The following is a 10509-nucleotide window of genomic DNA, read 5'->3' as shown; positions in this document are numbered from 1 at the left end:
GTCGGCCCCATCCGTCAAGGGCACCGTGAGTGCTCCCCATGCCCACCGGTATCTGGTGGTCGATGTCTTCACTGAGGATCCATTGGAAGGAAACGCCCTCGCGGTCTTTCCAGAGGCATCAAAGATTGATGACGGGCTGATGCAAAGAATCGCCAGGGAACTAAATTTGGCGGAAACGGCGTTCATCCTCCCCGCCAGCCGTCCGGATTGCGCCGTCGGGGTAAGAATATTCACGCCCACAAGAGAGATGGTGTTTGCAGGTCATCCGACGATCGGCACCGCCTTCGTGCTCTTGGAAGAGGGCATCGTGCCCAGGCAAGAGGAGCACTTCGCTCTCGAAGAAAAGGTGGGTCCCGTCGCGATACGCGTCGAATGGGGCGAGCGTCGGCGTCCATTAATTTGGCTGCGCACGCCTCCGCTGGAACAGGGGAGAGTCTACGATCGTCGTGTCTGTGCAGAAGCTTTGGGGCTCGAGCTGAATGATCTCATGGACATTGCTCCGCAGCTTGTAAGCGCCGGGAACCCAACCATTTTCATTCCCGTAAGGGATAAAGCGACAGTTGATCGTGCGTTCATCGACAGTCGCGGGTTGAGGAGCATCACGGACACGGATCGGGAGCCGGCCTGTGTTTTCGTATTCACCCCGACAGGCGGCGGAGCGTATTCCCGAATGTTTGCGCCGGGATATGGAATTGTGGAGGATCCTGCCACGGGAAGCTCCACCGGTCCCCTCGCGGCGTTCATGATGCGGCACGGCCTCGTGTCAGGTGCTCCCGGCACTCGTCTTATCAGCGAGCAGGGCACCAAGATGGGCCGGCGAAGCATTCTGTATGTACATGTCATGGGGCAGGATGGCGCGGAGGGAATCGAAGTCGGCGGGTACGTCACGCCGGTCGCGGAAGCAACAATGAGTCTATAAGAAAACCGGCGAGACTTCGGGCAGCAACATCATCGGAGCGGTTGGCCGAACGCAACCCCCGGCGGCCGGTTGCGACCAGCAGAGGCTGCCCAAGGCTATCGGACCTGCCTCGGCGTCGGTTCGTGGTAGCGTGGCGCCCTGACTCGCCCATATGACGGGCGCTACGGCCAGGAGGGCCGGGAGTAAGGCACGTGGAGCGTCGAGACCCCCGCCGACGTTTGGCGGACGCCGCGGGAAGCGTGAACGGCACACTCAGGACGCCGACTCCGAAATGGCTAAGATCGCTGTGTTTGCGTTGGGTGTTTTAGGGCTGGTGGCCTTGAGACGCCACGGTCGGTAGAAAATGCACTGATCGCGGAGTAGGCTCCGCGCTTCCACCACACCCGGCGACGAGGGTAGGGGTATTTCAGAGCGAGGCCTTGTGTGAGGACCATTGAAATGAACGATCGCCGTGCGCTTGCCATGCTCTTGCATGACACCGCCGATCGGGCCATCCGGTATCTAGAGGAGCTTGAGCATCGTTCCGTGCAGGCGTCAGCCGCGGGTCTGGCCGGCCTGGCCCGCCTGCAGACGCCCCTGCCCGAGGGACCCCGCGAACCCGCGGACGTGCTGGCCCAGCTCGACGAGATCGGCTCCCCGGCGACGATGGCCAGCGCCGGCGGCCGCTTCTTCGGCTTCGTCATCGGCGGGTCGGTGCCCGCCGCTCTGGCCGCGAACTGGCTGGCCACGGCCTGGGACCAGAACGCCGGCCTGCGTGTCGCGTCGCCCATCGCCGCCGCCCTCGAGGATGTTGCCCTCGGATGGCTGGTCGATCTCTTGTCGCTCCCCCCCGGGACTGGCGGAGGGTTCGTCACCTGCGCCACCACCGCCAACGTGGCGGGTCTAGCCGCGGCCCGACATGCCCTGCTCGCTCGCGAGGGGTGGGACGTGGAAGCGAGGGGCCTTTTCGGTGCGCCTTACATCACGGTCGTCGTCGGCGACGAGGTGCACACGAGCCTCCTGAAGGCCCTGGCGCTACTTGGGTTTGGCCGCGAGCGCGTCGTTCGAGTCCCGGTGGACGGTCGGGGGCGGATCCGGGCGGACGCCCTCCCTCCCCTCGCGGGACCGACGATCGTCTGCCTCCAGGCCGGCAACGTGAACACAGGTGCCTTTGACCCCGCCCTCGAAGTGGTCGCCGTGGCCCGAAAAGCGAGAGCGTGGGTGCACGTCGACGGGGCCTTTGGCCTGTGGGCCGCGGCGTCTCCCCTCCGTGCACCCTTGCTGGCCGGGTTTGAAGGGGCTGACTCTTGGGCCACGGACGCCCACAAGTGGCTGAACGTGCCGTACGACAGCGGGCTCGTCTTCTGCCGAGACCCCGAGCACCTCCGGCGCGCACTCTCCGCGGGCGGAGCCTACCTCGTGCAGGGCGAGGCCCGGGAGCCCTACCAGTACACTCCAGATTTCTCCCGCCGCGCGCGGGGGGCCGATGTATGGGCTGCCTTAGCGTCCCTGGGGCGTCGCGGGGTCGCCGATATGGTGGAACGGACCTGCGGGCACGCGGCGCGTTTCGCAGCGGGCCTCGCGGCCGCCGGGTACGAATTGCTGAACGACGTCGCCCTCAACCAGGTGCTCGTCTCATTCGGCGAGGCGGCGGTGACACGGCGGGTGGCGGCGGCCGTGCAGGCGGACGGCACCTGCTGGTGCGGCACCACGGAGTGGCAGGGCCGGACGGCGATGCGCATCAGTGTCTCGTCCTGGGCCACGACCGAAGAAGATGTCGAACGCAGCCTGGCGGCGATATTGGCGGCGGCGAGCCAGGCTAGGCGCGGCTGACGCCGAGTTGCAGTGGCCAGGGGCGCGTCCGCAAGGCGTCAGGTCCGATATCCGGGCTCGTTCGCCCCAACCCTGCCCGTGCGGGTTCTTCTCCCGGACGGTCGTTCACACTCTCTCGCGCCTAGAGCGCAGTTTCCGGCCTCGATCTCAGGCCGTCGGCTTGAAGGCTCGAAAAGTGACCGACCGGACCCTTCCCAGGACTTCCTCGTGCTTCACGCCCGTCAGTGCCTCGAGTCTCCGTACCTCGTCAGGTGCCGATTGCAGGAGCATGGCAAGATAATCGACGTCGCGCAGGACTTCGACTCTCTCAAGGCCAGCCGCCGCGACGAGAGCGAAGTACTCCTGCCGCTGCATTGCTCCCGAGACGCATCCCACATACGCGAGCAGATCTTTCTGCACCGCTTCCGGAAGGCGGCCGTCAAGCAGGATGTCCGACACTGCGATCCGGCCGCCAGGCCGCAGGACCCGAGCCACTTCCTTGAAGACGGCGGCTTTGTCCGGGACGAGGTTGATGACGCAGTTGCTGGTGACGGCGTCGACCGATGCGTCCCCCACGGGCAGGGCCTCCAGCCGCCCCTCCCGAAACTCCACGTGGGTCGCTCCCAGCTTAGCCGCCCCGGCCCGCGCGCGCTCCAGCATCGCCGGCGTCATGTCGACGCCGATCACATGGCCCTTGGGCGTGACCTGGCGGGCGGCGAGGAAAGCATCGAGCCCAGCCCCCGAGCCAAGGTCCAAGACCGTTTCCCCTGCCTCGAGGGCCAGGAAGCCGAGTGGCGCACCGCAGCCGAGCCCGAGGTTCGCTTCCGGCGGAAGCTCCGCCAGCTCGCCGGCCGAGTAGCCGATGCCCATGGCGACCGCAGATTCCGGGGATGCACAGCCCGCCGCTTGAGGTCCGCAGCAGCCGCTCAGCGAGCCTTCCGCAATCTGCTGGTAGCGCTCACGGACCTGGTTCACGAGCTGGTCCGTCACCTTTACCGTCGGCGCCGCGACGACCCGGGATTCCTCGGCGCAGCACGTGGGGCCGCAACAGCTCTTGTCCGCGCCTTTAGCCATGGTCCGTTCCTTTCGCCTCTCAACCGCGCTCAGCGCTTCACCTGCAGGGTCACCGGCGTCGGGACTGCCTCCCGCGCAACCGTTTCGTCTTGGCAACAGTTCTTCATCAGGAATTCCATGAGATCCAGCATGCTGGGGTAGTCCGCGGCGTAGATGATCGAGCGCCCCTCCCGCCGCGACGTCACGAGGCCGGCGTGGCTGAGCTGGGACAAGTGGAAGGAGAGGGTCGTAGCGGGGATTCCGACGCGCTGGTTGATTTCTCCTGCCGCCAGCCCCGTCGGCCCTCGTTGAACGAGCAGCCGAAACACTTCCAGCCGAGACTCTTGGGCGAGAGCGCCCAGCGCCCCCACCGCGCCCTTGATATCCATATTTCCAATATAGCAGAAATATCGAATAATGTCAAGAAGCAGGCTGCCTTTCGAAGACCTTCTGGGCTCTGACCAAGGGCCAGGGAGCGCCGGCCGAGCGTGACCCGCGGGCGGCTCTTTGCGGGACCCAGGGGCTGCCGAAGGCCCCTGGACCCGCCACGGCGTCCGTTCGTGCTCCGGTGGCATTATGATGCGCGCCAATGCCGGGGACTGCGGCCAGAGGGGCGAGAGAACTTGGGAAACCTGTGACCCCTCGGTCTGCCTGGCCCGAGGCGCGGTCGTGCTCCGGGAGGGAGGCCAAGAAGGCAGCGCGGCCCCGCGATCTCCTTCCCACCGGGCCGCGACTTGGCACGTCCGATCGCCGGGGTCGCCCGTGACGGGGGCGTTGGCGATGGCAACCCTGGCCCTCTGCTCCACCCTCTTGGGTGGGTTCCTTGCTCTCAAGGCCAGGTCCCGGCTGCCTCTCGTGCTCGGGTTCACCGCCGGCATCCTCCTGGGCGTGGTGGCATTCGACATCCTGCCCGAGACCGTCGAGCTGACTCAGCGGCAGTCCCTGAGCTTCGGCATACCGATGGTGGCGCTCGTCATCGGGTTTCTTGCCTTCCATGCCCTGGAGAAGCTCGTCCTCATTCACCACGCCCAAGAGGAGGCCTATGCCGGTCACCGGCATCCCGCGGTGGGCTTTCTCTCGGCCCTCGCGCTTACCGGGCACAGCTTCCTGGACGGCGTTGGGATCGGGTTTGCCTTTCAAGTGTCGAGCCACACGGGGGCCATCGTCGCGTTGGCCGTCGTAGCCCATGACTTCGCAGACGGAATGAACACCGTGAGCTTGATGCTCATCAATCGGAATCCGCCGCGGCAGGCCGTGGTGATGCTCGCGTTCGATGCGGTCGCCCCTATCGCTGGCGCCGCCTCTACGCTTTTCCTGCGGCTGCCTCCCTCTGCGCTCGCGATATACTTGGGGCTCTTCGGCGGAGTCCTGCTCTACATCGGCGCCGCCGATATCCTGCCCGAGGCACACTCCGAGCGCAGCTCTCCACTCACGATTGCGCTGACGTGCGCGGGCACGGTGTTCGTCTATTGGGCAGCTCAGATTCTGCGCTGACGGCTCCCTCCGCGAGCCGCCTGCGCCGCGGGGGGTAGGGGGGGGCAGGGGAGCACAGGTGGCGTTTCCCCGCGCCTCGCGGGGGGTGAATGATGTCGGGGAGGGAAGAGGAGTTCTCAGTTCAGGGGTTCTGACATTTCCCAGGGGGTCTTGCCCTTAGCGGGCGGCGCGACCCGTGAGGGAAGTGCCCAAATGCGAGAGGAGCGATCGTGAAGATGCACGTGCGGGCGTCGGTTTGGTGCCTGGTCGCATCGGCCTGTCTGAGCCGCCTCGTTCCGTCGGCGAGCGCCTGGAACGGCCTCGGTCACCGCTTGATCAGCCGGGCCGCTGCGCTACGCCTGCCCAACGAGGTGCCGGAGTTCGTGCGCTCGGCGGAAGCGATCTCCCAGATCGAACGCCTGGCCCCCGAGCCGGACCGGCTCAAGGGAACCAAGTCGAGCGCAGACGCGGACGAGAATCCGGGGCATTTTGTGGACGTCGCGGACGACGGGATGATCGCGGGCGTGCTCACGCTTCAGACCCTGCCCTCGAGCCGAGAGGCCTTCGACACCGCGCTGCGTGCCGCGGGAACCGACGAGTACAGGATCGGCTTCCTGCCCTACTCACTCATCGACGGCTGGTACCGACTCCGCCGCGATTTCGCGCTCTGGCGCGTCGATCTGGCCGGGGAGAGGAAAGCCGCCTCCCCCGAGGACCGCGCCTGGTTCACCGCGGACCGGATCCTGCGCGAATCAATCACCATTCGAGACATCGGCGTGTGGTCGCACTACGTCGGAGACGCCAGTCAGCCGCTTCACACGTCGGTGCACTACAACGGCTGGGGTCCCTTGCCGAACCCCAAGGGCTACAGCCCGTCGAAGACCATTCACGAGCGGTTCGAAGGGGCCTTCGTCAACCGCCACGTGACTCTGGACGTCGTGCTCTCGGAGATGGCTCCTTATGAGGCGTGCAACTGCCCCGCGGAAAGCAGCATTACGACGACTCTGCTGTCCTCGCACGCGCTCGTGATTCCGCTCTACGAGCTCGAGAAAGCGGCTGCCTTCGAGCAGGGCTCGCCGGAGGCGAAGCGCTTCGTGATCTCGCGGCTCGCCGCCGGCGCTTCTGCCCTCCGGAATCTCGTCGTTGACGCCTGGCGCGCGAGCGCCACCGACAGCGTCGGCTATCCCGCGATCAGTGTCGCCGATGTGGAGTCGGAGAAGCTGGTTCCCACGCGAGCCATGCTCGAGCCTTAGCGAGGCGGGGTGTCGTTCGCGAGCATCGCGTTCCTGCTGGAGGCTGGCCCTTCGCGGCAGCGAGCGACAAGCGACGGTGTAGACTTGGCGGACCATGTCTGAGGCGTTCGTGATTCGTTGTGACAGCTGCGGGACCGACAACCCAGCCCGTGGCCGTGTCTGCTCGTCCTGCGGTCAACTCCTCGTCTCGGACGCCTTGGCGACCTTCAGTTCCCCGGAGCCGGCGCCCCGGCCCGCACCCTCACCGGGCGCATCCGCCTCGCCGTCCCGCTCCTCGCCGACCTCGGGCCAAGACGGGCGATTCGCCCCCGGCACCGTGCTCGCGGGCCGCTACCGGATCGTCGCGCTGCTAGGCCGAGGCGGAATGGGTGAGGTCTACCGCGCCGATGACCTGACCCTCGGCCAGCGGGTCGCCCTCAAGTTCCTTCCGCTGGTGACCAGCGGCGGCGAGGAGATGCTGGCCCGGCTCCGCGGGGAGGTCCGGATCGCCCGCCGCGTCTCACACCCCAACGTCTGCCGGGTCTACGACGTGGGCGAGGCCGAGGGCGTGCACTTCCTCTGCATGGAATACGTTGATGGCGAGGACCTCGCATCGCTGCTGCGGCGCATCGGTCGTCTTCCCACGGACAAGGCCGCGGAGGTGGCCCGTGGGGTGTGCGCCGGGCTGGCCGCCGCTCATGAGAAAGGCGTGCTGCATCGGGACCTCAAGCCGGCCAACGTCATGCTCGACGGCCAGGGGCAGGTCCTCCTGACCGATTTCGGGCTGGCCGCGCTCGCTGATCAAGTGGCCGGGACCGACCTCCGCAGCGGCACCCCCGCCTACATGTCCCCCGAGCAGCTTGAGAACAGCGAGGTGACGGCCCGCAGCGACATCTACGCCCTGGGTCTGCTCCTCTATGAGATCTTCACGGGCAAGCGCGCTTTCGAAGCCCGGACCCTTGCCGAAGCCGCGCGCTCGCGCCGGGAAGGGACGCCCCCGAATCCGTCGTCACTGGTGACGGACCTGCCCGCGACGCTGGACCGGGTGATCCTGCGTTGCCTGGAGCGCGATCCGGCGAACCGGCCACCGTCCGCGCTGGCCGTCGCGCAGGCGCTGCCCGGCGGCGACCCGCTGGCCGCCGCGCTCGCGGCCGGAGAGACGCCCGCACCGCAGGTCGTCGCCGCCGCGGGGTCGATGACGGGGCTGTCGCGGGGCGCTGCGGCTGCGGGCATGGGGGCCGTGATCGTCGGCCTTGCCCTCGTCTGGGCGATGAGCGTGGGGGGGAGCGGGCTCTCGGCGCTCGGCCTGGAGAGCTCGCCCGAGGTCTTGACGCAAAAGGCGCGGGAAACCCTGCGGCGGCTCGGATACGAGGCCACGCCCATGGACACCGCCCAGGGCCTCACGTTCGACACCGACTTCATGCGCTACGTCGAATCGAACGACAAGCCGCGGCCCGACTGGCGCACCGTGCTCTCGGGCCGCCCTTCACCGCTCTCCTTCTGGTATCGCTCCAGCCCCCACAGCATGACCGTCCTCGGGTTTATGGATGACACGCTGACTCCCGGCATCGTGACCCCGGACGATCCGGCCCCGACGCTGTCGGGAATGACTAGCGTGCACCTGGATCCGCAGGGGCGCCTGACATATCTGCAGGTCATACCGCAGGAAAAGGAGGAGGCCGCCCAGCCATACCCGGCGCCCGATTGGGCGCCTCTCTTCGCCGCGGCTGATCTGGACGTGGCCCGGCTCCAGCCGGCGGCTCCCGTCTGGGTCTCTTTGGCGGCGTCCGATGTGCGGGCGGCCTGGACGGGGGCCTGGCCCGGCAGCATTCGCCACTTGCGAGTGGAGGCGGCGGCCTGGCACGGGAAGCCGGTCTTCTTCGCCTTGACTGGCCCCTGGACCAGGGCCAGCCGCATGCAGCCGTCCGAACAGACATCGGGGGAGAAAGCTCGAGATATCTTGGGGATCGCAGTGCTCTTGTCGATGCTCGCCGCCGCCGCTCTCCTGGCGCGCCTGAACTACAGCCGAGGCCGGGGAGACCGCCTGGGGGCCGTGCGCCTCGGGAGCCTGGTCTTCCTCCTCGGACTGGCGCTCTGGCTGTGCCGTGGGCACTTCGTGACGGGCGGCGCCCTCTTTGCCATACTCATCGCCGCCGTCGCCAACTCGCTCTTCTTTGCCGGCTTCACCTGGGTCATGTACGTCGCCCTCGAGCCCTACGTTCGCAGGCATTGGCCGCAGACGATCATCTCCTGGAGCCGGCTCCTGGCGGGCAGGCTCCGGGATCCCCTGGCGGGCCGCGACATGCTGTTCGGGGTGCTCTTCGGCCTCGTGTGGGCCCTCACTTATCACGCCCTCTTTCGGCTTCAGGGGACCCTCGGTGCCCCCCCTTATCTGGGGTCCACCGACTTCCTGCTCGGCGGTCGGAGAATGCTCGGGCACGGACTGATGCATGGCCTGTACTCCATCCGCGGCGCCCTGACCCTTTTCTTCCTGCTGTTCCTGCTGCGCGCCCTCTTGCGGAGGCAGTGGCTGGCGGCAGTGGCGTTCGTCCTGCTCTTCACCTCGCTCAAGGTACTCGGGTCCGACCACCCGGGCGTGGAGGCGCCGGTGCAGGTGATGATCTACTCAATTGCCGTCATCGTGGTGCTGCGTTTCGGGCTCGTGTCGCTGGCGGCGGGCCTCCTCGTTGCCGACCTCCTGCTCAATGCCCCTGTCGCCAATAGCCTCTCGACCTGGTATGCGGGCAGCACCGTCTTCCTGTTTGCGAGCATCCTGGGTCTGGCGGCGTGGGGAGCCTACACGTCGCTTGCCGGCCAGCCCCTGTGGAAGGGGGACCTGTTCGAGTAGGGCCGCGGCGTGCCCGCGCCGGAAGCGGTCCTGGGTCGTCGGGAAGCGTGGGTCCACGGAGTCGCCGTCACCGGGTCAGTGTTTCTTCTTCAGATCATTCCAGTCGGTGAAGGCTACGACCCGGCCGGCGCGGATCACCGAGTAGTAGACGCGGTGGAAGCCCGAGTGGTCGGTCGCGCTGTAGCTGAGCATGAGGCGGGGGCCGAGCCCTATGTCCTTATCTTTGATCGACTCTATGGCATCGATGAGTCTTTCGCGACTGAGGTCGCGACCGGCTCGCTTCAATCCCTCCACGAGGACCAGGGCGTCGACGAAGCCTTCGAAGCTGACGAAATTGGGCTGGGCATCTGGGAAATACTTCTTGAGCGTTGTTAGGTAGAAGACGACTGTAGGAAGGTCCACGCGGGTGTAGGGAGGAACGACCTGGGTGATCACCGTGCCCTCGCCGGCTTCCGCGGCCTCCTTCATGAAGGACTCTGTGCCCACGAAGGACACGGTCAAGTAGAGGGGATTCCAGCCGCTTTTTTTGCCCCTCTTGACGATCTCGGCCACGGGGGCATAGGGACCCACCATGACCACCGCCTCGGGATCCGCCGCCCGCACTGATTCCATGCCCTTGGCGACGTCTAGGGTGTTTCTAGGAAAGGTACCAAGGGCCACGGGGGCGGCGTTGTATTTCTTCAGAGCGAGCTTCACTCCGTCCAAGACGGCGATGCCGAAGGCATCGTCCTGGTAGATGACGCCGAGCTTGCGCAGGCCGAGCACCTGCCACAGGTTGTCAATGTGCTCGCGGGTCTCGTCGTAGTAGGAGGCCCGCACGTTGATCACGTAGCGCTTGAAGGGCTCACGCAGAATCTGGGCGCCGGTGAAGAGGCCGACGAGAGGAATCTTGTACTGCTCCGCTAGGGCGACGTGCTTGACCGCAGTCGGGGTTCCCACGAAGAAAGCGGCTGCAAAAACGGGCTCCGCCCGCAACCGGTTGAAGCACTCTACCGCCTTGGTCGGCTCGTAGCCGTCGTCGTAGCTGAGGAGCCGGATCTTTCGTCCGTTGACCCCGCCGCCTTCGTTGATGTGGTTCAAATAGGCCTTGGCTCCGAGCACGGTCTGCGTGCCCAGAGCGTTGGCGGGGCCCTCGAGCGCAGCGCAGGAGCCAATGAGGATCTCGGACGCCGTGACACCCTCCGTCTGGGCAG

Annotated in this window: 8 protein-coding genes; 5 read left to right on the top strand and 3 right to left on the bottom strand. The window is 66.7% G+C overall.

Going from position 1 to position 10509, the window contains the following annotated elements; genetic code table 11:
* Positions 1–919 (top strand): PhzF family phenazine biosynthesis protein (locus VN461_20430; GenBank protein HXB57143.1); only part of this gene is annotated, 919 nt, incomplete at its 5' end.
* 438 nt (positions 920–1357) lie between these two features.
* On the top strand, positions 1358–2731 hold the full coding sequence (locus VN461_20425; GenBank protein HXB57142.1) for an aminotransferase class V-fold PLP-dependent enzyme: 1374 nt from the start codon (positions 1358–1360) through the stop codon (positions 2729–2731).
* 147 nt (positions 2732–2878) lie between these two features.
* Here the strand turns inward: VN461_20425 and arsM are convergent, their stop codons facing one another.
* Together arsM and VN461_20415 are read right to left on the bottom strand one after the other, a co-directional pair.
* Complete coding sequence (arsM, locus tag VN461_20420; protein ID HXB57141.1) at positions 2879–3784, bottom strand: arsenite methyltransferase; 906 nt, start codon at positions 3782–3784, stop codon at positions 2879–2881.
* A gap of 29 nt (positions 3785–3813) precedes the next feature.
* Positions 3814–4152, bottom strand: coding sequence for a metalloregulator ArsR/SmtB family transcription factor (locus tag VN461_20415; GenBank protein HXB57140.1), 339 nt, complete (start codon positions 4150–4152; stop codon positions 3814–3816).
* Positions 4153–4543: 391 nt separating this feature from the next.
* On the opposite strand from VN461_20415, the gene VN461_20410 reads away from it, so the two are divergent.
* From VN461_20410 to VN461_20400, 3 genes are all read left to right on the top strand, one after another.
* Positions 4544–5257 carry a ZIP family metal transporter gene (locus tag VN461_20410; protein HXB57139.1) on the top strand — a complete coding sequence of 238 codons (714 nt, stop codon included), beginning with the start codon at positions 4544–4546 and terminating at the stop codon, positions 5255–5257.
* 209 nt (positions 5258–5466) lie between these two features.
* A complete protein-coding gene (locus tag VN461_20405) occupies positions 5467–6489 on the top strand; it encodes a S1/P1 Nuclease (GenBank protein ID HXB57138.1) in 1023 nt (340 codons plus the stop codon).
* 94 nt (positions 6490–6583) lie between these two features.
* A complete protein-coding gene (locus VN461_20400; protein HXB57137.1) occupies positions 6584–9316 on the top strand; it encodes a serine/threonine-protein kinase in 2733 nt (910 codons plus the stop codon).
* Between the two features lie 75 nt (positions 9317–9391).
* Here VN461_20400 and VN461_20395 read toward each other — a convergent pair.
* The coding region (locus tag VN461_20395; protein ID HXB57136.1) for an ABC transporter substrate-binding protein at positions 9392–10509 on the bottom strand (1118 nt) is incomplete at its 5' end.

This window comes from Vicinamibacteria bacterium (genome assembly GCA_035570235.1).
GTDB lineage: Bacteria > Acidobacteriota > Vicinamibacteria > Fen-336 > Fen-336 > DATMML01.
Note: the sequence above shows the minus strand (reverse complement) of the source record. Positions and strands in the feature narration are given on the sequence as shown.